Source organism: Micromonospora echinofusca, from assembly GCF_900091445.1.
Classification (GTDB): domain Bacteria; phylum Actinomycetota; class Actinomycetes; order Mycobacteriales; family Micromonosporaceae; genus Micromonospora; species Micromonospora echinofusca.
Genome location: NZ_LT607733.1, coordinates 2,614,332 through 2,639,501, shown reverse-complemented (window position 1 = coordinate 2,639,501; position 25,170 = coordinate 2,614,332). Strand labels below are relative to the sequence as shown.

Sequence of the window (25,170 nt, the reverse complement as noted above, 5' to 3'; positions counted from 1 at the left end):
GTGCCATGCCCCCGCCTGCCGACCGAGGACGCCCGCACGGCCGGGTCGCCCCGGGGGCCGAGCCCGCCGCGGAGCGGACGGGCGCCCTGCGGCGGGCGACCGGGGCCGGGCAGGCGGACGGCTGGCGCCCGCCGGAGTTGTCCGACGGGCGCCAGCCGTTTCGCGGTGTCCGGGCCCTGCCCGGAGGGAGTTCACCGTCAGCGCGCGGCTCCCATGCCGAAGCGGTGACGCTTGCGCCAGACCAGCGACAGCAGCAGGAGCACCGCGCCGGCACCGACGAGGCCGCCGCCGAACTTCATCGGGGTGCTCAGGCTGTCGCCCGTGACGGGCAGCGGCGGCGCGTGCTTCTTGAGCACGGTCAGCGTCGCGGTCGCCACCTGGCCCGACGTCTGCCCGACGGCCCGGAAGGTGTACCTGCCCGGGTGACGCGGCGTGTAGGTGGTGCGGAAGTTGCCGGCCCCGTCCGCCGTGACCACGATGGTGCTGGGGCTCGGCTGGGGCGCCCGCTGCAACGAGACCGGCGCCATCGCGACCATCTCGCCGTTGCTGCGGCGCGCCTGCTCGGCACCCGGTACGGCGGCGGCGAGCGGCGACGTGCTGACGGTGATGATGACCGTCTCGCCCGGCGTCCAGCCGCTGCCGATCAGGGTGGCGGTCTGGCCGACGAAGACGGTCGGCGGGCTCACCGCGAGCGTCGCGGGGCCGGGCGGGTAGACCGGTGGCTGTGGCGTTCCGGTGCCGGGCGCCGGCTGCGGCTGGGCCGCCCCCGCTGCGGTCGGCGCGGCCAGCACGGCCATACCGACCGTGAGCGCCATGATGATGCGGGATAGCCGCATGATTGGTTCCCTCCTACTGATCACAGCTTGGTGCGGAAACAACTTGGGTGGTCCATGGGGTGGCGGTGGGGGTCAGCCACAGTTCGGCGGCACCGACGCCGGTGGTCGCCGTCAGCACGGTGACCTCCAACGTGCGCGACTGCCCCGGGCCGACCTCGACGTTGACGGTGCCGACCTGGCGGCGCCGTTCGGTGCCGCTGCCGACGGCCGTCTCGGCGCCGTCCAGACGGGCGGCGAGCACCGCCCCGCCGGCCGGGCTGTGCACCGACACCAACGTGCGGACGGTGTACGGGTCGCCGGCCAGACCGAGACCGAGGACCGACTCGCTGAGACCCGACCTGGGCGCCGACGAGCGCAGGGTGACCCGGAGTCGGAGCTCCCGGCGGCCGTCGGGCCGGCAGTCGCCGACCGCCAGGGTCGCCGACGGCCGGAGGTAGTAGCCGAGCTTCGCGCCGCTGCCGTCGTTGAGGAACACGCCGACGGTCGGCACGGTGTCCTTCTCCGGGAGCGTCCCGGCCATCCGGCTGTCGCCGATCGTCCGTTGCTCCTCGGGTCGGGCACTCCAGAACAATATCCGGCGTTCAGTGACAGCACGGTCAAATGAGGACAATAACGCCTTCGGGTCAATATTCTTCGTGACCAGCGCGTCGAACACGGCGGCGGCGGACGCGGCGAAGAAGGCGTCCTGTTTCTGGTTGTCCATCCGCTGGTAGCTGTCGCTGAGCACCGTCTGCACGACCTTCTCGGCAGCCAGCGGGACCCCGCCGGGCACCATCACCGGGCCGGTGGCCTTGAGCAGGTACGACAGCACCACCGGGTCGACCGCGAGCACCCCGTCCACGGCGGTGCCCGTACGCCGCCGGAACATCTCCCGGTAGAGGGCGGCGGCGGTCGGGAAGTGCGGGGTGAGGTTGACGTCGGCCGGGTAGATCCCCGGCAGGTCGGCCCAGATCCCGCGTACCTCCGCGGGCACCTTCAGCGGCGGCACGAACCGGCCCAGCGCGCTGCTGCTGCCCTGCTGCCCCATCCGGACCCGACCGTCGGCCGCGTGCACGACGGCGTACGCGCCGATCATGCCGCCGGTGGCGCGCAGCTCGGCGGGATTCTGGGAGACCACGAGGTAGGTGCGGCGGCCGTCGGCGCCCAGCAGCGGCGGAAGCAGCCGGCTGGCCTGGTCGGCGGCGGCGGTCAGCCCGGCCAGCCGGTCGATCTCGCCGCGCAGGTCGGTCAGCGCCTGCCGGACCTGGGCGACCAGGCCGTCGGTGGGCACCGTCGCGAGGCTGTCCCGGGCCCCCCGTACCGCCGAGTTGACCCTGGCCAGCTCGGCCGACAGGGCCCGCAACCGCTCCACGTCCAGGCGCCCGCCCGCGGGTACGAGACTGGTCAGGTCGGCGCGCAGCAGCGGCGGGAACGCCTGCCGGGCCAGATCGTCGATGGCCACCGAGATCTGCCGGACCGCCGCCAGGTTGTCGCCGGCGTACGGGGTGCGCCGACCGACCCACCAGCCGGGGTCACCGGTCGCCGCCCGGGCGCTGCCGGACTGCTCCTGCAAAGCCGCGAGGGTGCGCTGCGCCCGGGCGGTGTCGCCCCCGAGCACCTGCGCGCTGAGCTCCCGGGCCAGGCCGGCGGCGTTGAGCAGGTGGGCGCGGGCCTGCCAGCCCCGGAAGCCCACCCAGCCGGCGGTGAGCAGGAGCAGGGAGCCCACCACGAGGGCGGCGAGCAGGGCCCGGCGCACCTGCCGCCGCCGACGGGAACGACCACGCCGTCGACGCGGTCTCGCGCTCTCCGTCACACCACACGTCCTTCCTGGAAAACGGCCACTGGGCCGCATTCCACTGCCGTTGCACACTGCTAACGATCGGTTTCACCCGGTGATGACGCGGTCGCTCCCCAGCGAGCCCCGCTCGTCGCTCACCGCACGCCGGCGCGTCCGGCGGCCGCCTCGTACAGCAGCCGTTCGATCCGGTCCACGCCCGCCGACATCGACATCTCGCGCAGGTACGCCTCGCGGCCGCGCCGGCCCATGTCGGTGCGGGCGGGGGGCGGGATGGTCGCGGCAAGCCAGAACCGGTCGGCCAGGCTCGCCCAGTCCTCCGGCGGGCAGGAGAGCCCCGCCCGGGCCCGCTCCACCATCTCGGCGGTGTCGCCGCCGGCGGAGGCCACCACCGGCGCGGCGCAGGAGAACGCCGCCTGGAGCTTCGCCGGCAGGGTGCTGCGCAGCTCGGGCAGGTCCCGCAGCATGACGAGCTGGTAGTCGGCGGCGGCGTACAGGTCCGGCATGTCCGGCGGCGACCGCCGCTCGACGAAGCGCACGTTCTCGGCGCGCAGTTCGGCGGCGAGCCCCCGCACCCGCCGCTCGTCCGCGCCCGATCCCACCAGGACGAGGTCCACGGTGTGGTCCAGCGCCGCCGCCGCCCGCACCGCGGTCTCCAGTCCCTGCCGGGCACCGATCGTGCCGGCGTGCATCACCACGCAGCGCTCGTCGCGCCGCACCAGCCTGCGGGCCGCCCGGCTGGGCCGCGCGGGTTGGAAGATCCGCTCGTCGGTCCAGTTGAGCACCACCCGCACCCGGGCCGGGTCCGCGCCCGCCGCGACCACCCGGCCACGCAGCGACGGCGCGGCGACCGCGACCCGGTCGGCGGCCCGGTAGGCGCGCGTCATCGCGGCGGCGATCCGTGCGGCCCACCGCCCGTTCTCGGCCCCGAGGGGCTCGTCCTCCGCCCAGACGTCCTGCACGTGCACGACGGTCGGCATCCGGCCCAGCACCCGCAGCAGAGCCGCCGCCGCGAAGGCGTTCGCCGGCGGCAGGTGCACGTAGAGGGCGTCGACGTCGGCCAGGAACGACCGCCCGGTCAGCGTCGCGCTGCCGGCGAACGACAGGTGCCCGGCCATCCGGGTGCGCACCGAGCCGTCGCCCGCCGAGTAGCGCGGCACCCGCCGTACGGTCAACCGCTCGCTGCGGGTCTCGTGCCGCCAGCGCTGCCGCCAGCCCGGATAGACGTGGCCGCCGGGATAGTCGGGGAAGCCGGTGAGCACCTTCACCTCGTGCCCCCGCACGGCGAGCTCCTCGGCGAGACTGCCCGGGATGAACGCCGGCTCGGGCGGGAAGTGGTACGACAGGATCCCGACCCTCACCGACCCACCTCCGTCCGGACAGCCCCGCCCGGCGCGGCACCGTGACGTCGGGGCGTCCGGCCCGCGTACGATGCCGACATCCCCTCCACGGCCGGCCGGCTCCGACGGCCGGCGACCGGCGCGGCGCCACCGTCCGCGACGGCACCGACGAGAGGGGTCCGCATGGTCGACCGGGTGCTGTTCGTCTGCCACGCCAACCTGTGCCGCTCACCGATGGCCGAGTACATCGCCCGCCATCTGCTGGCCGGGCGGGCGGTCACGGTCGCCAGCGCCGGCACCGACGCCGTCGACGACCTGCCGATGCACCCGTACGCGGCGGACCTGGCGGCGGAGACCGGCGGGGACCCGACCGACTTCCGCAGCCGGCGGCTGCGCCCGGAGCACCTGGTCGGGGCGACGCTGGTGCTCGCGGCGACGCGCCGCCAGCGCTCGGTGTGCACCGCGCTCGCGCCGGCCGCGCTGCACCGGACGTTCACCGTCCGGCAGTTCGGCCGGCTGGCCGCCGCCGCCGACCCGACGACGGCTCCGGCCGGCGCTCCCCTGCGGGCGGCGGTCGAGGCGGCCGCCCGCGCCCGGGGGCGGCTGCAACCCGCCACCCCCGACGCCGACGATCTGCGGGACCCCATCGGCGGGACCGTCGCCGACTTCCGGCGCTGCGCGGAGGAGATCGAACGGTCGATGCGACCCCTCGCGGCGCTCATCGGGACAGCCGGGTGAGTTCCTGCGTACGGTCGCTGACGACGTCGACGCGCTCCGCGTGCCGGGCGACCGGGGCCGGATCGGCCGGCAGGTCCGGCGTCGCGGCGCCCGCGACCACCCGGTATGCCTCGTACTGGTACGCCTCCGCCTTGGCCACCTTGGCCATGTTCAGCACGCAGCCGAGCAGCCGCACGGAGACCGAGTTCAGGGCGCGGGCCGCCTGCGCCACCTGGCTGCGCGAGGTGCGGCCCTGCTGCGAGACCAGCAGCGCGCCGTCGGCCTGCACGGCCACCACCACGCCGTCGGTCACGGCCAGCAGCGGGGCGGTGTCGATGATGACGATGTCCGCCGACTCCCGCAGGGCGAGCAGCAGGTCCGCCATCGCCTTGGAGCCGAGCAGCTCGCTGGGGTTGGGCGGCGCCGAGCCGCTCGGGAGCACCAGCAGGGACTTGTCGCCCCAGCGCTGCACCACGTCACCGACCTGGACGTCGCCGACCAGCACGTCGGTGAGCCCGATGCCGGCGTCGAGACCCAGGTAGTCGGCGACCTTCGGCCGGCGCAGGTCAGCGTCGACCAGCAGCACCCGCCAGCCGGCCTCGGCCAGGGCGATCGCGAGGTTGCAGGAGAGCGTGGTCTTGCCCTCCCCCTGAAGGGCGCTGGTGACCGCGATGACCCGGGCGGGCTCGTGCACGTCGACGAAGCGCAGATTGGTACGCAGCTTGCGCACCGCCTCGGCCCGGGCGGAGTTCGCCGCCTCCCCGACGATCAACGGCTGCGACCTCGCGGTGCTCTCGAAGGGGATCTCGCCGAGCAGCGGGCTGCCGGTGGTGCGCTGGAGGCCGGCGGCGTCGCGCAGCCGGATGTCGGCGACCCCGCGCAGGATCGCCAGGCCCACGCCGGCGAGCAGGCCGATCAGGGTACCGACGGCGAAGTTGCGCACCGGCTGCGGCGAAACGGGCGTCGGGGTGACCCGGGGCCCGCTGACCACCTCGATGCGGATGGGGCCGGCCTTGCCGTCCTGGGTCGTCTCCACCTTCTGCACCAGCTCGACGAACTTCGCCGAGAGCAGTTCGGTGACCTTCAGGGCCCGGTTCTGGTCCGTGTCGGTCACGGACGCGCGCAGCAGCACGGTGCCGGTCTCGGTCGAGGTGCCGACGCGGCGCTGGATCTCCTCGGCGGTGAGCCCGACGGAGTTCTCGGCGACCACGCTCTGCGCGAGGCGGTCGCTGGTCAGCAGTTCCGCGTACGACTTGACCCGCTGCTGGAGGAAGAGGCCACCCTGGTAGGCGTCCGTGACGCCCTGGCTGGGCGTGGTGACGAAGAAGGTCACCGACGCGACGTAGCGGGGCTGCGCCCGGACGGTGACGAGGGCGGTGACGCCGAGCGCGACCATGACGGTCAGGAGCACGATCCACCAGTGCCGGCGCACGAGGCGGAGTTGGCGGTACACGTCCATCAGGCGCGCCTCCGTACCGGGCCGGTAACGCCAAAGAACTTCACGAAAACCCCCAAGGTCGACTTAATCTCGTGAAACCATTAAAGCGACTCATACGCCTTATGTCCCGAGTTACGTATTTTCGGCCCTTGACATATGCGCCCGACCCACCACCGGACAAACGGGCGTACGGCGTTCCGGGTGGCGGGGGAAACCGACCGGGCGTGACCTCGGTGGCAATCGGCCGTCCCGACTCGCCGGTCACGCCGCCGCTGGATAAGGTCGGCAACGGTGTGCCGGGAAGCCTGGTCGGCGTCGTCCCGTGCTGCCCAAGACCGAGGTGGACCCGCGCATGACCGACCGCACCCCGCACGCCGACCGCCCCCGCCCGAACCGGCGGTTCTTCTCGCGTACGTCCTGGCCGGAGGCCCGGTTCCTGGCCGACGTGCTGCGCACCGAGACCGTCGGCGGCGGGCTCCTGCTGCTCGGCGCGATGATCGCGCTCACCTGGGCGAACTCGCCCTGGGAATCCTCCTACGCCGCCCTCGGCGCGTGGGTGCCCTGGTCGGGCGGCGCGGCCCTGCACCTGGACCTGGACCTGGCCGCCTGGGCCGCCGACGGTCTGCTGGCGATCTTCTTCTTCGTCGTCGGGTTGGAACTCAAGCGGGAGTTCGTCGCGGGCGAACTGCGCGACCCCCGCCGGGCGGCGCTGCCCGTGGTCGCGGCGGTCGGCGGCATGGCGGTGCCCGCCCTGATCTACCTCGCGGTCAACCTCGGCGGCGACGGGCTGCGGGGGTGGGCCATCCCCACCGCGACGGACATCGCCTTCGCCCTGGCCGTGCTGGCCGTCATCGGCTCGCACCTGCCGCAGGGCCTGCGCGCCTTCCTGCTCACCCTCGCCGTGGTCGACGACCTGCTCGCCATCACCGTCATCGCGATCTTCTACACCGACGACTTCAGCCCGCTGCCGCTGTTGGCCTCCCTGGTGCCGATCGCCGTGTTCGGCCTGCTCGTGCAGCGACGCAAGACGTGGTGGTGGGCGCTGATCCCGCTCGCCGCGACCGCCTGGACCCTCATGCACGCCTCCGGGGTGCACGCCACCGTGGCGGGCGTCCTGCTGGGCTTCACCGTGCCCGTCCTGCGGGGCAAGGCCGGCGACTCGCACGGGCTCGCCGAGCACCTCGAACACCGCTGGCGTCCGATCTCCGCCGGTATCGCCGTACCCGTCTTCGCGTTCTTCGCGGCCGGTGTCTCGCTGCGCGGCGCCGACCTGGGCGCGATCGTCACCGACCCGATCGTGATCGGCGTCGCCGCGGGCCTGGTGTTCGGCAAGGTCGTCGGGATCTTCGGCTCGACGTACCTGCTCGCCCGGTTCACCCGCGCCCAACTCGACGAGGACATCACCTGGACGGACCTGCTCGGGGTGGCGCTGCTCGCCGGGATCGGGTTCACCGTCTCCCTGCTGATCGGTGAACTGGCGTTCGGCCCCGGCACCGACGCCGACGCCAACGTCAAGGCGGCCGTGCTGGCCGGCTCGGTGATCTCCGCGCTGCTCGCCACCGTCGTGCTGGTCCGGCGCAACGCCGCCTACCGGCGCATCGCGCAGGCGGAACAGGTGGACGCCGACCGCGACGGCGTTCCGGACGTCTACCAGCGCGGAGACGGCTGACCGGACCGGCCCGTCCGGCGCCGGCAGGTCACCGTGCCGCGTCGGGGTCGCGACGGGCGGGCTCTACCGGGCTGGCGCCGGATCAGGGTGCACCGCGCCGGGTCGGGGCGCCGCCGTTCATCCGGGCGCGTCCGGGGCCCGCTGCGGCGGGCTGTGGGCGCGCCCGGGCGGCGCGCCGGCGGTGAGCGCGGCCCAGAGCAGCCGGCGCAGCAGCACGATCGCCGCCGCGGCGGCCAGGTCCGGCCAGTCCTGGCCGCCGGCCAGCCGCAGCAGGCCGGCGGCGGTGAGCAGGTCCAGCAGCACCCGCATCGCCGAGCGCCAGGAGCCCGTGCCGACCAGCACCGCCAGCCCGGCCAGCGCGGCGGCCGCCGTGACGGCGGTGACCAGGACCCGGATCACCCGCCGCGCTCCGCCCCCCGCACCTGCTGCTGCTCCTGGCGGATCTCCCGACCCAGGAAGTAGTTCAGCGCGGTCCGGATCGCGGCGATGGCCGCCAGCTGCCCGATCTGGGCGAAGGTCGGCGACACCGCCGTACGCAGAATGTCCGCCGCGAGCTGGAACTCCAGCCCGAGGGTGAGGAACCGCCCCAGGGAGAGCCGGATCGGGGTGAACACGGCGGCGCTGCGGTGCCGCAGCCCCTCGACCACGAACCGCAGCGCCGCCCACGCCGCCCCGACGAAGATGACCACCGCCCCAGCGACCTCCACCGCGGTGACCAGGATCTGGTAGCCGTGGCGCAGGATCTCCTCGACACCCATCCGCTGGCGTTACCCGGCCAGCGGGGCGGTAGTCGGCCGCCAGCGCGGCAGTGGCCGGCGGGGCGGTGGTCGGCCGTCAGGTGAGCTGCGTGACGGCCTCCAGGATCAGCCAGAGCCCGCAGATCGCGAAGAGCACCGCGGCGCCGTACTTGATGGTCTTCTCGGGCAGCCGCCGGCCGAGCATCCGCCCGACGAGGATGGCGAGCGCGTCCGCCGCCACCATGCCGATCGTGGAGCCGAGCCAGGTGCCGAACCAGCCGTACTGGGTGGCGAGGGTGATCGTGGCCAGCATGGTCTTGTCGCCCAGCTCGGCCAGGAAGAACGCGACCGACACCGCGACGATGGCGGACTTGCCGGTCTTCTCGGCCTTGCGCTTCTCCTCCTCGGTGAGGCTGTCGCCCCGCAGGGTCCACGCCCCGAAGCCGAGGAACGCCACGCCCGCGACGAGCGAGATCCACTCGGTCGGCAGGGTGGCACCGAGCCCGTAGCCGATCGCCACCGAGGCCAGGTGCACCACGGCGGTGGCGATGGTGATCCCGATCAGGACCGGTACGGTTTTGAAGCGGGTGGCGAAGGTCAGGGCCATCAGCTGGGACTTGTCCCCCAGCTCCGCGACGAAGATGACGCCGAAGCTGACGACCAGCGCGACGAGGAAACCTTCCATGACATCCTTCCGGATCAAGCCGGGAGGAGGTACGGGGGCGCCCTCGACCCGGCTGCTACAGCCTGGGTCGAAGGTCTCGCCCGCCTCGGATGACGAGGCCGCGTGGCCGGATGCGGAACGCACCAGTGTGTCGACCACGACATTGGGGGCTACTCCCCTTCGCGCCGCCCAGCCTAGCCGATCACCGATCGGCCCGGCCCCGGCGGGTGAAGATGCTCACCCGCCGGGGCCCGCCACCGGTCACCCGGCGCGCCGGTCGGTCACTCGGCGCGGGCCAGCGTGACGCCGAACAGGCCGTCCGGGTCGGTCCAGAAGTCGTGGGCGGCGAAGCGGGCGGCGCCCAGCTCGGCGGCGACGCCCTCGGGACGGAACTTCGCCGACACCTCCGTACGCAGCTCCTCGCCCTCGGCGAAGGTGACCGTCAGGTCGAGCACCCGCACGCGCATCGGCCGCCGCGCCCGCAGCCGCATCTCGATCCACTCCCGCTCGGCGTCCCAGAGCGCGACGTGGGCGAACCCGTCCGGGTCGAAGTCGGCGCCCAGCTCCCGGTTGACCACGCGCAGCACGTTGCGGTTGAACTCGGCGGTGACCCCGGCCGCGTCGTCGTAGGCCGGCACCACCACCGCCGGATCCTTCACCAGGTCGGTGCCGATCAGCAGCCAGTCCCCCGGCTCCAGGGCGGCCCGCATCGCGGCGAGGAACCGTGCCCGCTCGGCCGGCAGGAGGTTGCCGATCGTGCCGCCGAGGAAGAGCACCAGCCGCCGCCCACCGGTCGGCAGGCGCTCCAGGTGGCGGGTGAAGTCGCCCACGATGCCGCGTACCCGCAGCCCGGGGTAGTCGGCGGCGATCTCGGCGGTGGACTGCCGCAGCGCGCTGACCGACACGTCCAGCGGCACGAACGTGCCGAGCCCGCCCCGGCGGGTGAACGCGTCCAGCAGCAGCCGGGTCTTCTCCGACGAGCCCGAACCGAGCTCGATCAGCGTCTTCGCCCCGGTCAGCTCGGCGATCGTGGCGGCCCGCTCGGCCAGCACCGCGCGCTCGGCCCGGGTCGGGTAGTACTCCGGCAGCCGGGTGATCTCCTCGAACAGCTCGCTGCCGCGGGCGTCGTAGAACCACTTGGGCGGCAGCCACTTCTCCTCGGCGGTCAGGCCGGTGCGGACGTCCTCCCGCAGGCTGCGGCCCAGGTCCTGCTCCTCCAGGTGGATCTCCAGCGGCTCCGCGCTCATGTCATCCCCTTCGTCGTCGGGTGGAAAGTCCCTGTCGGCCGGCGGTCAGACCTCGGCGAGGGCGTGGACGCGCACCCCCGTCGCGGTGGCCTCCACCAGTCGCCCGTCCGGCACCGCCTGCCAGCCGGGGTCGTCGTCGTGCGGCTCGGACGCCAGCAGCACCGAGGCCGGCGTCGCGCGGATCGACAGTGCGTGCCCGGCCGCGCTGGCCACCACGGTGCGCCCGTCGGTGAGCAGCAGGTTGAGCCGGGAACCGGGTGCGGCCGCCGCCACCGCCGTCACGGTCTCGGCGATGGCGCGCGCCGGCTTCACCCCGGCCCGCAGCCGGTGGCGCACCAGCGCCCACAGCAGCGCCGAGTCGGTGGACGCGTCGAGCGTGAGCAGGTCGCGTACGGGCAGGGTGGCGGCGAGGGGGACCATCGAGTCGGGCCAGCCCCGCACCACCCCGTTGTGGCTGAACAGCCAGCGCCCCTCGGCGAACGGGGCGGCGGCCCCGTCGAGCACCGCCATGCCCACGGTGGCGGAGCGGACGGCGGCCAGCACCGCGCCGGCCGAGGTCACCTCCGCGAGCTGGGCGATGGTCGGGTCGCTCCAGATCGGCTGCGAGCGCCGGTAGCGCACCGGCTCGCCGTCGCCCGGATACCAGCCGACGCCGAAGCCGTCGGCGTTGATCGTCCCTCCGCCGCGCATGTCGCGCGGCGCCCAGGACTGCCGCACCAGGGAGTACGGCGGGTCGAACAGCAGCTCCCGCAGGGTCGCCGGCGGCCCCAGGTAGGCCAGGTGGCGGCACATCAGGCGGCACCGCCCGGCGAATCCGTCCTCACGACTGTGCCTCCTCCGGCCGGGCGTCCCGGGCGCAGCGGAAGCCGCTGAAGATCTGCCGCCGGATCGGGAAGTCCCAGTTGCGGAAGGTGCCCCGGCAGGCGGCCCGGTCGGTGCCGAACGACCCGCCGCGCAGCACCCGGTGCTCGTCGCCGAAGAAGACCTCCGAGTATTCGCGGTAGGGGAACGCGGTGAAGCCGGGGTGCCCCCGGAACGGGGTGGAGGTCCACTCCCACACGTCGCCGATGAGCTGGTGCACGCCCAACGGCGAGGCGCCGGCCGGGTAGGCGCCCACCGGCGCGGGCCACAGGTGCCGCTGGCCCAGGTTGGCGTGCTCGGCGGTGGGGTCGTCGTCGCCCCAGGGGTAGCGGCGGGAGCGGCCGGTGGCCGGGTCCCAGCGCGCCGCCTTCTCCCACTCCGCCTCGGTCGGCAGCCGCTTGCCGGCCCACGCGGCGTACGCCTGCGCCTCGTGGAAGCAGACGTGCACCACCGGCTCGTCGTCGCGTACCGGCGCCCACCGCCCGAACCGCCGGCAGGCCCAGCCGTCGCCGTCGCGTCGCCAGTGCATCGGCGCGACCAGCTCCGCCTCCCGGCGGTGCCGCCAGCCGTCGGGGCTCCACCAGCGCGGGTCGTCGTAGCCACCGTCGGCGATGAACTCGCGGTAGCGCCCGTTGGTCACCGGCGCGGCGTCGATGACGTACGCCGGCAGGAGCACCCGGTGGGCGGGGCGCTCGTTGTCCAGCGCCCACGGGTCGGTGTCGGTGCCCATGGTGAACTCGCCCGCCGGCACCAGCACCTCGGCGTCGACCCGGACGCGCGGCTCCGGCGGCGGCGGGGCGTGCAGCACCGCCGGGCCGGCGCGCAGCTGGTGGGTGGCGAGCATCGTCTCGTCGTGCTGCTGCTCGTGCTGCACGATCATGCCGAAGGCGAACCCGTCGGCGACCAGCGGTCGCTCGGTGAACGCGACCCGGTCCAGCAGGTCGAGCACCTTGTCCCGGACGGTGAGCAGATAGGCGCGGGCCTCCTGCGGGGGCAGCAGCGGCAGCGTCGGGCGGTCCCGGCGGGGCTGCTTGAACGCGTCGTACAGGTCGTCGATGTCCCGCCGTACGGGTTCGCGCCCGCCCACGTCCCGGACCAGCCAGAGTTCCTCCTGGTTGCCGACGTGGGCGAGGTCCCAGACCAGCGGGGACATCAGCGGCGAGTGCTGCCGCACCAGGTCGGCCTCGTCGACGGCCTCGGTCAGCAGGGCCGTGCGGGCGCGGGTGCGTGCCAGCTCCGCCGCGATCCGGCTGCGCAGCTGCTCCGCGCCCGTCGACTGGGTGGTCGTCCCGGTCACCGGTGACTCCTTCCCGCGGCGTCGCGCCGCCGCCGTACGCCTCGGTCGATGTCGTCGTGCAGGGCCGCCGGCAGGTCGAGCCGGGGCAGGGCCGCGAGGGCCAGGTCGAACAGGTCCGCCGCGGCGGCGGCCAGCGCCGGATCGCGCAGGCCGTGGCGGGCGGCGGGGTACCAGCGGTGCGCCACCGGACCGGCGACGTCGCGGGCCGCGCGGACCGTGGCGGGGTCGGCGAACAGGACGGCCAGCACCGCGAGCGGGAGCATCCAGCCGCGGCCCGGCTGCGTGTCGAGGTAGCGCAGCTCCAGGTAGCCCCGGGGCCGCACCGGCGGGAAGAGGGTGCTCACGTGGTAGTCGAGGTCGTCGGTGGTGGGCGGCCGGGGCAGCGCCCCGTCGACCCAGTCGGCGAACGTGATCCCCGGCGGCGGCGTCCAGTCGGGGCCGTCGCCGCGCACGCAGAGCAGCGGCGCGGCGAGGACGTACCTCGTCCAGGCGGTGACGGGGTCCACGTCGGTCGTCGGCGTCCAGACGGGACGGGTGCGGGCCGGCTCGATGCCGTACCAGGCCGCCATCCGGGCGGACGCCCAGCCGGTGCTGCGGCCGGCGTGCCGGTCGGCCGTGGCGAACGCGGCCAGCAGGGGCGGCCCGAGCGCGTGCACCGCCGCCCACCGGTCCGGCAGGTGCTCCGGCTCCCCCGCGTCCAGGCAGACCTGGAGGCCGGCTGTGCTGTACATCATCGTCCGGCCGGCCGGCCCGCGCCGGTCGAAGAGTTGGCGCATGGCGCGGTAGCGGGGGCCTTCGACCACCGGCCGGGGCGGCCGGTGCGGGTCTATGCCGCTGCGGCCGAGGACCAGCCCGGCGGCGTCGAGCAGGCCGCTCAGCTCGGCGATGTCGCCGTCGGCCGCGTGGATGAGGGTGGCGAGCGAGGAGCGTGGCGCGGTGGAGATCTCCAGCTGCCCGCCCGGCTCCACGGTCACGGTGCCACCGTGCGGGAGCGGATCGGCGGGGCTCGCGCGGTCGAGGGTGCGGGGGCTGTGCCGCCCCAGAGCCGCCCGTAGCCGCTCGCCGTCGACCGGGCGGGCGGGATCGGCGGCGTCGTGCACGGTCCATTCGAGTTCGACGCCGGTGTGTGTCGGTGGACCGGTCTTGAAGCAGATGCGCGCGAGGTGGCCCTCGGCGGCGGCGGACTCCCGCAGAACGGTGGTCCGGTCGAGCTCCGGCGACGTCACCACAGGGCGGTCTCCCTTCCCGGCAGACTTCCGATCGGTGTCACCGTAACGCCACCCACCGTCATCGGCGAGGGCGGCGACGACCCCACCCGTTCCTGTCTAGCAGACGAATTTCGTCCTACCGGCCGGAACGTGCAGTGCAAACGGGCGGCCCCGGCCCGCCGCGACGGCCGGGGGAATCGGCCACGCCGGCTCAGCCGGTGGCGGCCACGCGGCTGTCCGGAGGAGCGCGGACGACTCAGTCGGCGGCGGTCGGACCCGGGGTGGGCGACGGCCTCCGCTTCGTCGGCGACTCCGGCGACTCCGCCACCGCCTCGGGCACCAGGTCCCCGCAGAAGTCCTCGACCTGCCCACGGCCACCCGCCGCGGTCACCAGGCCGGCGAACGAGGGGCTGTCCAGTGCCCGCTCCCGCTGCGCTGGCTTCTTCGCCAGGTACGCCCGGCAGAGGCCGTGCAACTGCTCGGTGGGCGGCTCCGGCGTTCCCGGGGCGGCACCCGTGGTGCTCCCGGGGCCGGGTTCGCCCGAGGTCGGCGGGGCGGTGGCACCGGCCGGGGTCGCGGTGGGGCCGCCGCCGCCGGTGGTGGCGCTCGGCCCGTCGCGCTGCGGCGTCGAGGTGGTTGGCGACGCGGTGGCCGGTGCCGGGGTGGCGGGGTGCCGCGGCGGGGCCGGGTCGTCGGCCCGGTCGAGCGTGACGGCCGCGAAGGCGGCGCCCGCGGTGGCGGTGACGGCGATCCCCGCGCCCCACGCCACGGCGCCGGCGGTGAACCGGCGACGGCGCGGCGCCGGGACTCCCCCGGCGGCGGGTCCGGCCGCGCGGGCCGCCCGGAAGGCGGCCACGGCGGCCTCCTCGCCGGCCAGTTCGCCGGGACGGGCGGGAGCGGCGGCGGCGGCGAGCAACCGGCTGAGCGGCTCGGACACGTCGTTCTCCGGCGTACGAGGCACGCCCGCCCGTGCGTCGTCGAGGAGCCGGTCGGCCGCGCCGCGGTCGGCAGGCCGCTCGGTCCGACGGAAGAACATCCTGAATCCCCTCACGTCAACCGTCCGCCGGCTCGACGTGCGACGCCTGCCGTCCGCCGGTACGCGGTCGCGGCGTCACGGCGGCCTCCGGCGCGGCCGGCGACCGGGCCGGGTCGTGGCGTTCCATCATCGCGGCGAGCCGGCGCAGTCCCCGGTGGGCGGCGGTGCGTACGGCACCGGGCCGGCGGCCGAGCACCCGCCCGGCGGTCTCGGCGTCCAGCCCGATGACCGCGCGCAGCAGCACGGCCTCGGCCTCGCGGGGCGGCAGGGTGGCGATCAGCGCGAGCGCCGCCTCGGTGCCGATCGTCTCGCCGGCCCGTTCGGCGGTGTCGGCGTCACCGGCCAGTTCGGCGAGCGCCTGCACCGGCACCGGCAGCGACGGACGACGGCGTTGCCGGCGCAGGTGGTCCATGGCCCGGTTACGGGCGATGGTGACGGCCCACGCCCGGAACTCGCCGCCGGTGAAGCTGGGCAGGTCACGGGAGATCTGCAGCCAGGTCTCGGAGGCGACGTCCTCGGCGTCCGCGCCGACCAGGGCGGTCAGGTAACGGAGCAGGCCGGGCTGGAGGCTGCGGTAGAGGAAGCGGAAGGCATCCTCGTCGCCGGCCTGCGCCGCCAGGACGGCCTCGTTCAGCTCACCCGCCATGCGGCCGCCGCTCTCGTCCCGGGGACACGTGCAGGCGGCGCACGCCGACGTGGGCGTGCGCGAGGCCAGCACGGTCCGGCAACCGGACCTGATCCCGCACCCTCAGCCCCCCGCTGACCTGATCACGCCCGGACCGCGTCGCCCGGACGGCACGTCCGGACTCTGCCGTGGTGGCACGGCCTGTGGCGCAGGTGCCGCGGCGGCGCCGTGGGGCGGGCCCGAGACGGGCTAACGCTAGGAGCGCCGGGTCGATCGGGCAAGCCCGCCCGGGGGGCAAAAGAGTGAGAAATATCTAGCCGTTCGGCCGGCCCGTCGCTGTAACGACGCGGCGGCCCACGACGCTGCGCCGATCGGCGGGCGCGGGCGGCGGCGCGTTCATCCAGCGTAAGGCCGCCCTGGCCGGATCGGCGTCACTCACGGTCCACGGCCCGTCACAGGTTATCCGAGGCAGGTCGGGTTGCGCTGCCCCCGCGTCGCGACCGGCGCGGGCCGGGCCGGGGGCGGGCGACGAGCCGATCCCGGTGGGTCTGGGTACGGTGGTGCTGTGTTGTCATCGGAGGTCGTACTCAGCGGTCGCTACCGCCTGGACGAGCGTGTCGCCACGGGCGGCATGGGCGACGTCTGGCGGGGCAAGGACCTCGTCCTCGGCCGGCAGGTCGCGGTCAAGGTCCTGCTGCCGGCGCTGGTCTCCGACCCCGACTTCATCGCCCGCTTCCGCGCCGAGGCCCGGATCATGGCCGCACTGCGCCACCCGGGCATCGTGCAGGTCTTCGACTGCGGCGAGGACGACCTGCCCGACGGGAGCCGGGCCGACTACCTGGTCATGGAGTTCGTGACCGGCCAGCCCCTGTCCAAGCGGATCGAGGCCGCCGGGCATCTCGACGTGGCCGAGACGATGGGCATCGTCGCGCAGGTCGCGCAGGCGCTGCACGCCGCGCACCTCGGCGGGATCGTGCACCGCGACGTCAAGCCCAGCAACCTGCTGGTGCAGGAGGACGGCAGCGTCGTGCTGGTCGACTTCGGCGTCGCCCGGTCGACGAACGTCACCAGCATCACCAGCACGAACGCGGTGCCCGGCACCGCCCTCTACATGGCTCCGGAGCAGGCCGCCGGCCGGCCCGTGTCCGGCGCGACCGACATCTACGCGCTCGGCGCCGTGGCCTACTGCTGCCTCAGCGGCAGCCCGCCGTTCACCGGCGACAACCCGTTGCAGGTCGCCGTGCGCCACCTCGACGACGAGCCGCCGGAGCTGCCGCACGAGGTCCCGGAGGCCGTCCGCGCGCTGGTCTCGCGCGCCCTGGCCAAGGATCCGGCCGACCGGTTCAGCAGCGCGGCGGCGATGGCCGAGGCCGCGCGGGCCGCCGTGTCCGACCCCTCCGCGGCCACCGCCATGGTGCCCGCCGCCGCGGCCGTGGGCGGCGGGGACCCGGGCACCCGCACCGACATGCCGGCCGTCGCCGGCGTGGCCCGTAGGAGACGCCGCGGCACCCTCGTCGGCGCCGCGGCGGCCGTGCTGGTGGCGTTGGCCGGGCTCGGCGCGGCGCTCGGCGCATCGGGCGAGGCCGACGCGCCGGCGATCAAGGTGCCGCAGGCGACCACCCCGGCCGCGGAGCCGAGCGGTGACGCGCAGGCGCCGGCGGAGCAGGACGACGAGCCCGCCAACCCGGGCCGGCCGTTCCGGCCGACCGGCTCCACCTCCAGCCCTTCGCCGTCGGCCACCGCGCCCCCGGTCTCCCCCCAGCCCAGCGGGTCGGACGCCCCGGAGTCCCCCGAGCCCAGCGGCACCACCGAACCGCCGGGCCCGTCGCCCAGCACCGCCGTCCCGACGCAGAGCCCGCCGCCGCCGGTGGAGCCGACCGAGACGCAGACCACGCCGGTCGAGCCCGCCAACCCGCCGGCAGGCTGACCGCGCCCCGGCACGGCCCGCCCGCGACGCCCGGCCCCGCCCAACGGTTCGTGGGCCCGCCACCGCCGGCAGGTCCCGCCGTGCCGGTGGCGGCGGGACCGGCCAGCGGACGTCACTGGTCGGCGAGCGCCTCGACCACCGGCCGCGACAGCGCGCGGCGGGCCGGCAGCACCGAGGCGACCAGGGCGGCCAGCACCGCCACCCCGAGAATCAGCCCGAGCTGCCCCACCGGCAGCACCACGGCGAAGTCGCCGCTGATCCGAGCCAGCAGGGCCATCGCGGCGGCGCTGACGCCGGTGCCGAGACCCACCCCGAGCAGCGCGCCGACCAGTGCCATCAGCACCGCCTCGACGGCCAGCATGGCGCGCATCCGTCGCCGGGTCAGCCCGACCGCGCGCAACACGGCGTTCTCCCGGGTCCGCTCCACCACGGACAGGCTCAGCGTGTTGGCGACCCCCACCAGCGCGATCACCACGGCCAGGCCCAGCAGCGCGGTGACGAGGGCGAGCAGCATGTCGACGGTGGCGGTGAGCATCTTCTTGTAGGCGCCCTGATCCATCAGGTTGGCGGTCGGGTACCGGGCGACCACCGCCTCTATGGCGGCCCGGGCCTGCTCGGCGGAGACCCCGTCGGCGGGGTCGATCTCGGCCAGGTAGCCCCGCTCGTCGGGAAAGAGGGCGGCGAAGTCGGCGTCCACCACCTCGATCACGTGACCGGCGGGAACGGGGCTGCCGGCGAGCGTCGGCCCGTCGGCGGTGACGACCGCGGCCACCCGCAACGACCGGCCGCGTACGGTGACGGTGGACCCGGTCGTCCAGCCCCGGGCCTCGGCCAATTCCCGGTGCACCAGCACCTGTCCCGGGCCCAGCCGATCGACCTGCCCCGACACGACACCGGTCAGGGTCCGGCCGACCAGGGCGGGGTGCGCGGCCTGCACCCGCACGTCGGCGGCGACGGCGCCGCGCTGCTCGTGCACCACCGCCAGCTCCGGCCGGGCGCGCAGCTCGGCCACGAGCGGTGCCGGGAGGTCCCCGCCGATCCCGGTGACCAGCCAGTCGACCCCGATCTCGGCGTCCACGCTGCGCTCGATGCCGTCCTTGGTGCTGCGGGCGCCGACCACGAAGGCCGACACCAGACCGATGCCGATCACCAGGGCCGTGGCGGTCGCGGCGATCCGGCGCGGATTGCGTACGGCGTTCGCCACGGCCAGCCCGGCGGTGGCACCGAACAGCCGGCGGGCCGGCCACCCCAGCACCCGGACCAGGGCCGGCACGAGCACCGGGCCGAAGAGCACGATCCCGAAGAAGGTGAGTACGCCGCCGGCGGCCACCAGGACCACCTGCACGGCGTACGCGGCGGCGACCAGCGCGGCGATCCCGGTGGCGAAGACCACCGCACCGGCCGTCAACCGGAGCCGGCCGGCGCCCCGGGCGGGCTGGACCGCCGCGTCGGTGAGCGCGGCGACCGGGGCGACGCGGGTGCCCCGCCACGCGGGCAGCAGTGCGGCGCCCATCGTGATCGCCGTGCCCAGGAGCAGGCTGACCAGCACGGTCGACGCGGTGACGGCGAGGCCGCCGGGGACCGGCGCGTCGAGCCGCGTCATCACCTGGTTCATGCCGCCGGCCAGGGCCACGCCGATCAGCACGCCGGCGGCGGAGGCGACCAGCCCGACCAGCGCGGCCTCCAGCAGCGCGGCGCGGAACAGCTGGCCCCGGGTCGCGCCGACCAGCCGCAGCAAGGCGGTCCGCCGCGTCCGCTGGGCCAGCACGATGGCGAAGGTGTTGGCGATGACGAAGCCGGCGACCACGACGGCGACGCCGGCGAAGGTCAGCAGCACCATGTTGAACTGCTCGAGGTCGCGGACCGCGTCGGTCACGGCGTCGTCGAGGATGCGCTGCCGGGTCTTGACGGTCGCGCCGGCGCCGACGGCCTCGGCGGCCCGCTGGACCAGTGCCCCGTCGGCCACGCCGGGCCGGGCGGCCACCATGATCCGGTCGTAGCCCCGCTGGCCGGTGACCGCGAGGGCGTCCGCGCCGACCAGGCCGATGAACGGGCCGCCGACGTCGCGGGCGGTGCCGGCCACGTCGACCGTGCCGACCAGGGTGTACGGGCGGGCCGCTCCCCCGCCGCCGCCGACGCGTACGCCGCTGCCGAGGGCGAAGCTCTCCTGCTCGGCGGTCGCGGCGTCCAGCACCACCTCGCCCGGGCGGTCGGGCAACCGGCCGGCCACCACGTCGTACGAGCGCAGCGCCGCGTCGACGGGGATCGCGGCGAGGACGGCGTAGCCGAGCACGGGGCGGCCGTCGGCGCCCACGATCCCGCCGGAGCCGAGCAGCTCGCCCTCGGCGGCGGCGACCCCGTCGAGGGCGCGCACCTTCTCGACCAGCACGGGCGGCAGCGGGTCGTCCGTGGTGGAGTGCACCGCGAGGTCGGTGTGCCGGTCGAACGCGCCGGCCCGCTCGTACGCGCCGGCACGCATCCCGTCGACGAAGATCAGCGTGCCGGCGATGAACGCGACGCCGAGCACGATGGCCAGCGACGAGAGCATCAGGCGCAGCGCCTCGGCGCGCAGCTGGCGCAGGGTCGTACGGATCATCGGGTCACCGCCCCGCGACCGGCGCCCGGTGCGCGCGCCGGGTCGAGGCCGGCGAGCGCGTCGAGGACCCGCTCGGCGGTCGGCGCGGTGAGGTCGCGTACCGGCCGGCCGTCGGCGAGGAAGACGACCCGGTCGGCGTGCCCGGCGGCCGACGGGTCGTGGGTCACCATGACCACCGTCTGGCCGAGGGTGTCGACGGCATCGCGCAGCAGGCGCAGCACCTCGGCGCCGGAACGTGAGTCCAGGTTCCCGGTCGGCTCGTCGGCGAAGATCACCCAGGGTTTGGTGATCAGCGCGCGGGCCACCGCCACCCGCTGCTGCTGGCCCCCGGACAGCTCAGCGGGGCGGTGGCGCAGCCGGTCGGCGAGCCCCACCGCGGCGACGACCTGGCGCAGCCAGGCCCGCTCCGGCCGCCGGCCGGCGATGGACAGGGGCAGCACGATGTTCTCCTCGGCGGTCAGCGCCGGCAGCAGGTTGAACTTCTGGAACACGAATCCGACCCGGTCGCGGCGCAGCAGGGTGAGCCGCTTGTCGTCGAGGCGGGCGAGGTCGGCGTCGCCGATGCGCACGCTGCCGGAGGTGGGTCGGTCCAGGCCGGCGAGGCAGTGCATGAGCGTGGACTTGCCGGAGCCGGACGGGCCCATGATGGCGGTGAACCGGCCGGCGGCGAAGTCGACGTCGACGCCGTCGAGGGCGACGACGGCTGCCGGGCCGGAGCCGTACCGCTTGGACAGGCCGTGGGCGGCGACCGCGACGCCGGCGGTGGCGTGCGCGGGAGGTGCTACGGACACGTGGAGCTCCCCGTGGAGATCGTGACTGGGACGTCTCCGACGCTATGGGCGCCGCCGGTGCGACCGCGTCCACCCGCGCGGGGTGACCCCGCTGCGACCTGGGACGCCCCCGACGGGGTGGGCCCGTACGACCTGGGTCGTATCCGGGCTCAGCCTCCCGGGGTGACCAGCCCGGTCTCGTACGCCAGCACCACGGCCTGCACCCGGTCGCGGAGCTGGAGCTTGGCCAGGATCCGCCCGACGTGCGTCTTCACGGTGGCCTCGGCGACGTGCACCCGGGCGGCGATCTCCGCGTTGGAGAGGCCCTGCGCCACGAGCAGGAGGACCTCCCGCTCGCGCTCGGTGAGCTGGCCGATCCGGGGGTCCTCGGCGGGTCCGGGGCCGAGCCGACCGGCGAAGCGGTCGAGCAGCCGGCGGGTGATGGACGGGGCGACGACCGAGTCACCCTGGGCGACCACCCGGATGGCGGCCAGCAGTTCCTCCGGCGGCACGTTCTTGAGCAGGAACCCGCTGGCGCCGGCCTGGAGCGCGGCGAAGGCGTCCTGCTCCGTGTCGAAGGTGGTGAGCACCAGCACCCGGGGCGAGCCGGCGGGCCGGTCCCGGCAGATGCGGCGGGTGGCCTCCACCCCGTCCATGGTCGGCATCCGGACGTCCATCACCACGACGTCGGCCTCGACGCGGGCCAGCAGCCGCAGGGCGTCGGCGCCGTCGATCGCCTCGCCGACCACCTCCAGGTCCGCCTGGGAGTCCAGCACCATCCGGAAACCGGCGCGGACCAGCGCCTGGTCGTCCACGATCACCACGCGGACCGTCATGCCGCCGTCACCTCCGTCGTCGCGGACGTCGACGGTAGCGGTAGCCGCGCCTCGACCTGCCAGCCCCCGGCCAGTCGGGGTCCGGCGGTCAGGCTGCCGTCGTACACGCCCACCCGCTCGCGCATGCCGACCAGGCCGTGCCCGCCGGAGGGCGCCGGGCTGACCGGCGGGCGGCCCTGGCCGTCGTCGACCACCCGCACCACCACGGCGTCGCCCGCGCAGGCGACGGTGACCTCGACGCCGGCGCCGACCCCGGCGTGCTTGAGCGCGTTGGTCAGCCCCTCCTGCACCACCCGGTAGACGGTCAGCTCCAGCCCGGGCGGCATCGGCGCCGGCTCCCCGGTGACCGTGTGCCGGGCCCGGAGGCCGGCGGCGCGGAAGCGGTCGAGCAGGGCGGGCAGCTCCGTCAGCGCCAGCCGGCGGTGCGCCGGGTCGGCGGCCGCCCCGGGGCCGTCGGGCGCATCCGCCGCGCCGGGCCCGGCCTGCGCGTCCGGCGCGCTGGGCTCCCGCAGTACGCCGACCAGCCGGCGCATCTCCTCCAGCGCCTGCCGGCCGGTGTCGGCGACCACCTTGACCGCCTGCCGGGCGGTCTCCGGGTCCCGGTCGAGCATGAACCGCGCCCCGTCGGCCTGCACGATCATCACGGCCATGCTGTGCGCCACCACGTCGTGCAGCTCGCGGGCGATGCGGGTGCGTTCCCCGGCCACGGCGGCGCGCGCCTCCGCCTCCCGTTCCCGCTCCAGGGTGGCGGCCCGTTCCTCCAGGGTGAGCACGTAGAGCCGGCGGGTGCGCACGTTCAGCGCGACCAGCCAGACGGCCCCGGTGACCAGGCCGTAGTAGATCGCCGTCGCCCACCAGGCGATGACGCCCTGGGTCTGCAGGCCGGCGAGCACCACCCCGACGGCGGCCCCGACACCCGCGAGGATTCCGTCGCGCAGCCGGTCGGCGTACTTGACCACGCTGTAGAGGGCGATCAGCACGGCGACGTCGAAGGCCAGCGGCCCCCACCCGGCGACCACCTGCACCAGCGCGAGCGCCGCCACCGCCACGGCGACCGCCGACGGGTGGGCCCGGCGGAACAGCAGGGCCACCGCCATCGCGGCGCTGACCAGCGTGGCCTTCCATCCGCCGGGCTGGTTCGCCAGGCCGGCGAGGCCGAGCAGCACCACCACGGCGGCGACGAGGACGTCGAAGGCGACGCCGCGCCACGGGCGGCCGATGATCGTGCGGTTCACGGTCACCCAGCGTACGTGCCGCAGGTCAGGGGTCACCCGCCCCGGGCCGGGTCGGGTGACCCGCCCGGGTCACGCCAGCAGCTCGCGCATCCGGTCGATCTCGACGGTCTGCTCGGTGGCGACGGAGTTGGCGAACTCCGACAGGGTGAGGTCGGAGCCGACCTTGAGCAGGTCGGTGGCCATCTGGACCGCGCCCTGGTGGTGCTCGGTCATCATCCGCACGAAGAGCCGGTCGAACTCGGCGCCCCGCGCCGCCGCGAGCTGCCGGATCGCCTCGGGCGTCTGCATGCCCCGCATGCTGCCGTGATCGTGGTCGGCCACGTCGGTGGAGAGCCCGCGCGCCTGCAGCCAGCCCCGCATCATGCCGATCTCGGGGCCCTGGCTGGCCCGGATCCGCTCCGCGAGGGCGCGCAGGGCAGGGTCGCCGGCGCGGTCGCCGGCCAGCTCCGCCATCTCCAGCGCCTGGGCGTGGTGCGGGATCATCATCCGGACGAACCAGACGTCCATCGAGTTGTGCCGGGACGTGGCCGCGTCGCGCAGCTCCTCGGCGGGCCGGACCGCGGCGGTCTCGCCCGGCCGACCGGGAACGATCACCGCGGGCCGGCTCGGATCCACCGGGGCGGACGTCGTGGCGGGGGCGGCGACCTGTCCCGCCGGAGCCGTGGTCGGGCCACCGGAGCGCGCGACGGCGACGACGACCACCGCCAGCACCGAAGCGGATATGACGACGGCCAGGGTCCGCGCACGGCGGTTGGTCATGGGCCACTCCCCCCGGTAGAGGTCATGGCGATGCTATCCATCGACCGACAGGCTTTCATGTGACCTACATCACATCGATGGAACTCATCGGACTGTAAGGTGTGGCCAATCGCCATCCCCTTGCGAAGGGCGTCGCCGATGACCAGTTTCCGCACCCTGCGGGCCAGGCGGCTCACCACCGTGAGCCTGGCCGCGGCCGGCCTTCTCCTCGCCAGCGTCGCCACCGCCACGCCCGGAAGCGCCGGGGTGGCGGCGCGGTCCGCCCCATCGGGCACCGTGGACACCGCCAACACCATCCCGGGCGTCGACGAGATCGTCAGCAGCCCCAACCTTCGGCAGATCGCCAACCTGCCGAAGCAGGCGCCGCTGGACGCCACCAACAGCGACCTGGCCTTCCAGGGCCGCTACGCCTTCGCCGGCAACTACAACGGCTTCGTCATCTACGACATCTCCCGGCCGAGCGCGCCGAGCGTGGTGTCGCAGGTCTACTGCCCCGGGTCGCAGAACGACATCTCCGTCCACGGTGACCTGCTGTTCCTCTCCACCGACTCCTCGCGCAGCGACGACTCCTGCAACAGCACCAGCGCGCCGGCGACGGAGAAGGCGTCCTGGGAGGGCATCAAGGTCTTCGACATCAGCGACAAGGCCAACCCGCGCTACGTCAAGGCGGTGGAGACGGCCTGCGGCTCGCACACCCACACCCTGGTGCCGGGCAAGGACCGCAAGACCGTCTACCTGTACGTCTCCTCGTACAGCCCGCGGGCGGAGTTCCCCGACTGCCAGCCCCCGCACGACTCCATCTCCATCGTCAAGGTGCCGGTGAAGTCGCCCACCGACGCGGCGGTGGTGGCCTCGCCGAACCTCTTCCCGGACGGCGGCTACGAGGGCCGGCCCGGCGGATCGGCGACCACCGGCTGCCACGACATCACCGCCTACCCGGAGAAGAACCTCGCCGCGGGCGCGTGCATGGGCGACGGCATCCTGATGGACATCTCCAACAGGGAGGCCCCCCGGCTGATCAACCGGGTCCGGGACACCGTCAACTTCGCGTTCTGGCACTCGGCCACGTTCAACAACGCCGGCACCAAGGTGGTCTTCACCGACGAGCTGGGCGGTGGCGGCGCGGCCACCTGCAACGAGGCCATCGGCCCGGAGCGGGGCGCCGACGCCATCTACGACATCACCGGTCGCGGTGACGCCCGCAAGATGGTCTTCCGCAGCTACTACAAGATCCCCCGGATGAACGCCGACACCGAGAACTGCGTGGCGCACAACGGCTCGCTGATCCCGGTGCTCGGTCGCGACATCATGGTCCAGGCGTGGTACCAGGGCGGCATCTCCGTCTGGGACTTCACCGACTCGGCCAATCCCAAGGAGATCGCGTTCTGGGAGCGGGGCCCGCTCTCGGCCGACCGGCTCGTCGGCGGTGGCACCTGGTCCGCGTACTACTACAACGGCTACATCTACTCCAACGACATGGTCAAGGGCCTCGACGTCCTGAAGCTGACCGACTGGCGCACCTGGTCGGCGAACCTCGTGCGGTACCGCGAACTGAACGTGCAGACCCAGCCCAGCTACCTGAGCTGGTAGTCGCCCGA

General features: G+C 74.8%; 22 protein-coding genes. 4 read left to right on the top strand and 18 right to left on the bottom strand.

What is annotated here, in order from left to right; translation table 11 throughout:
- Positions 1-197: 197 nt before the first annotated feature.
- The 3 genes from GA0070610_RS11680 to GA0070610_RS11670 all read right to left on the bottom strand — a co-directional run bounded on the left by GA0070610_RS11680 (position 198) and on the right by GA0070610_RS11670 (position 3,971).
- Entirely contained in the window at positions 198-836 is a 639-nt protein-coding gene (locus tag GA0070610_RS11680; protein ID WP_089000057.1) for a hypothetical protein, read from the bottom strand.
- Positions 837-849: 13 nt separating this feature from the next.
- Entirely contained in the window at positions 850-2,571 is a 1,722-nt protein-coding gene (locus GA0070610_RS11675) for a DUF4012 domain-containing protein (RefSeq protein WP_231926071.1), read from the bottom strand.
- A gap of 176 nt (positions 2,572-2,747) precedes the next feature.
- The gene (locus tag GA0070610_RS11670; protein WP_089000055.1) at positions 2,748-3,971 is read right to left on the bottom strand and encodes a glycosyltransferase family 4 protein; all 1,224 of its coding nucleotides are present in this window, start codon (positions 3,969-3,971) and stop codon (positions 2,748-2,750) included.
- A gap of 162 nt (positions 3,972-4,133) precedes the next feature.
- Between GA0070610_RS11670 and GA0070610_RS11665 the strand changes: the two genes are divergently transcribed.
- Positions 4,134-4,688 (top strand): arsenate reductase/protein-tyrosine-phosphatase family protein, encoded by a 555-nt coding sequence (locus GA0070610_RS11665; protein ID WP_089000054.1) that lies wholly within the window; start codon positions 4,134-4,136, stop codon positions 4,686-4,688.
- On the opposite strand, the gene GA0070610_RS11660 is transcribed toward GA0070610_RS11665, so the two are convergent.
- On the bottom strand, positions 4,669-6,126 hold the full coding sequence (locus GA0070610_RS11660; RefSeq protein ID WP_089000053.1) for a polysaccharide biosynthesis tyrosine autokinase: 1,458 nt from the start codon (positions 6,124-6,126) through the stop codon (positions 4,669-4,671). The two genes, GA0070610_RS11665 and GA0070610_RS11660, sit on opposite strands and share 20 nt — an antisense overlap.
- Before the next feature lie 331 nt (positions 6,127-6,457).
- On the opposite strand from GA0070610_RS11660, the gene nhaA reads away from it, so the two are divergent.
- Complete coding sequence (gene nhaA, locus GA0070610_RS11655) at positions 6,458-7,774, top strand: Na+/H+ antiporter NhaA (protein ID WP_089003428.1); 1,317 nt, start codon at positions 6,458-6,460, stop codon at positions 7,772-7,774.
- A 117-nt stretch (positions 7,775-7,891) separates the two neighbouring features.
- Here nhaA and GA0070610_RS11650 read toward each other — a convergent pair whose 3' ends face one another.
- From GA0070610_RS11650 to GA0070610_RS11610, 9 genes are all read right to left on the bottom strand, one after another.
- Positions 7,892-8,173, bottom strand: a complete 282-nt coding sequence (locus GA0070610_RS11650) for a hypothetical protein (protein ID WP_089000052.1) — start codon at positions 8,171-8,173, stop codon at positions 7,892-7,894.
- Entirely contained in the window at positions 8,170-8,532 is a 363-nt protein-coding gene (locus GA0070610_RS11645; RefSeq protein WP_089000051.1) for a DUF1622 domain-containing protein, read from the bottom strand. The genes GA0070610_RS11650 and GA0070610_RS11645 overlap by 4 nt, the downstream gene beginning before the upstream one ends.
- 76 nt (positions 8,533-8,608) lie before the next feature.
- A complete protein-coding gene (locus GA0070610_RS11640) occupies positions 8,609-9,196 on the bottom strand; it encodes a TMEM165/GDT1 family protein (protein ID WP_089000050.1) in 588 nt (195 codons plus the stop codon).
- 260 nt (positions 9,197-9,456) lie between these two features.
- Positions 9,457-10,422, bottom strand: a complete 966-nt coding sequence (gene egtD, locus GA0070610_RS11635) for an L-histidine N(alpha)-methyltransferase (RefSeq protein ID WP_089000049.1) — start codon at positions 10,420-10,422, stop codon at positions 9,457-9,459.
- A 45-nt stretch (positions 10,423-10,467) separates the two neighbouring features.
- Entirely contained in the window at positions 10,468-11,214 is a 747-nt protein-coding gene (gene egtC, locus GA0070610_RS11630; RefSeq protein WP_089000048.1) for an ergothioneine biosynthesis protein EgtC, read from the bottom strand.
- Between the two features lie 28 nt (positions 11,215-11,242).
- Entirely contained in the window at positions 11,243-12,580 is a 1,338-nt protein-coding gene (gene egtB, locus GA0070610_RS11625; RefSeq protein WP_089000047.1) for an ergothioneine biosynthesis protein EgtB, read from the bottom strand.
- A complete protein-coding gene (gene egtA, locus GA0070610_RS11620) occupies positions 12,577-13,809 on the bottom strand; it encodes an ergothioneine biosynthesis glutamate--cysteine ligase EgtA (RefSeq protein WP_089000046.1) in 1,233 nt (410 codons plus the stop codon). The genes egtB and egtA overlap by 4 nt, the downstream gene beginning before the upstream one ends.
- A 235-nt stretch (positions 13,810-14,044) precedes the next feature.
- Complete coding sequence (locus GA0070610_RS11615; protein WP_089000045.1) at positions 14,045-14,824, bottom strand: hypothetical protein; 780 nt, start codon at positions 14,822-14,824, stop codon at positions 14,045-14,047.
- A gap of 16 nt (positions 14,825-14,840) precedes the next feature.
- Positions 14,841-15,470 (bottom strand): RNA polymerase sigma factor, encoded by a 630-nt coding sequence (locus GA0070610_RS11610; RefSeq protein WP_089000044.1) that lies wholly within the window; start codon positions 15,468-15,470, stop codon positions 14,841-14,843.
- Between the two features lie 544 nt (positions 15,471-16,014).
- On the opposite strand from GA0070610_RS11610, the gene GA0070610_RS11605 reads away from it, so the two are divergent.
- Positions 16,015-17,376, top strand: a complete 1,362-nt coding sequence (locus GA0070610_RS11605; RefSeq protein ID WP_089000043.1) for a serine/threonine-protein kinase — start codon at positions 16,015-16,017, stop codon at positions 17,374-17,376.
- 112 nt (positions 17,377-17,488) lie between these two features.
- Here the strand turns inward: GA0070610_RS11605 and GA0070610_RS11600 are convergent, their stop codons facing one another.
- From GA0070610_RS11600 to GA0070610_RS11580, 5 genes are all read right to left on the bottom strand, one after another.
- Complete coding sequence (locus tag GA0070610_RS11600; protein WP_089000042.1) at positions 17,489-19,972, bottom strand: ABC transporter permease; 2,484 nt, start codon at positions 19,970-19,972, stop codon at positions 17,489-17,491.
- The gene (locus GA0070610_RS11595; protein WP_089000041.1) at positions 19,969-20,763 is read right to left on the bottom strand and encodes an ABC transporter ATP-binding protein; all 795 of its coding nucleotides are present in this window, start codon (positions 20,761-20,763) and stop codon (positions 19,969-19,971) included. The genes GA0070610_RS11600 and GA0070610_RS11595 overlap by 4 nt, the downstream gene beginning before the upstream one ends.
- A 149-nt stretch (positions 20,764-20,912) precedes the next feature.
- Positions 20,913-21,578 carry a response regulator gene (locus GA0070610_RS11590; RefSeq protein WP_089000040.1) on the bottom strand — a complete coding sequence of 222 codons (666 nt, stop codon included), beginning with the start codon at positions 21,576-21,578 and terminating at the stop codon, positions 20,913-20,915.
- A complete protein-coding gene (locus GA0070610_RS11585) occupies positions 21,575-22,819 on the bottom strand; it encodes a sensor histidine kinase (RefSeq protein WP_089003427.1) in 1,245 nt (414 codons plus the stop codon). Before GA0070610_RS11585 ends, GA0070610_RS11590 begins: the two co-directional genes overlap by 4 nt.
- Positions 22,820-22,882: 63 nt before the next feature.
- Entirely contained in the window at positions 22,883-23,572 is a 690-nt protein-coding gene (locus GA0070610_RS11580; RefSeq protein ID WP_089000039.1) for a DUF305 domain-containing protein, read from the bottom strand.
- A 138-nt stretch (positions 23,573-23,710) separates the two neighbouring features.
- Here GA0070610_RS11580 and GA0070610_RS11575 point away from each other — a divergent pair, with 138 nt between their 5' ends.
- A complete protein-coding gene (locus tag GA0070610_RS11575) occupies positions 23,711-25,162 on the top strand; it encodes an LVIVD repeat-containing protein (protein WP_089000038.1) in 1,452 nt (483 codons plus the stop codon).
- The last annotated feature ends 8 nt before the right edge of the window (positions 25,163-25,170 follow it).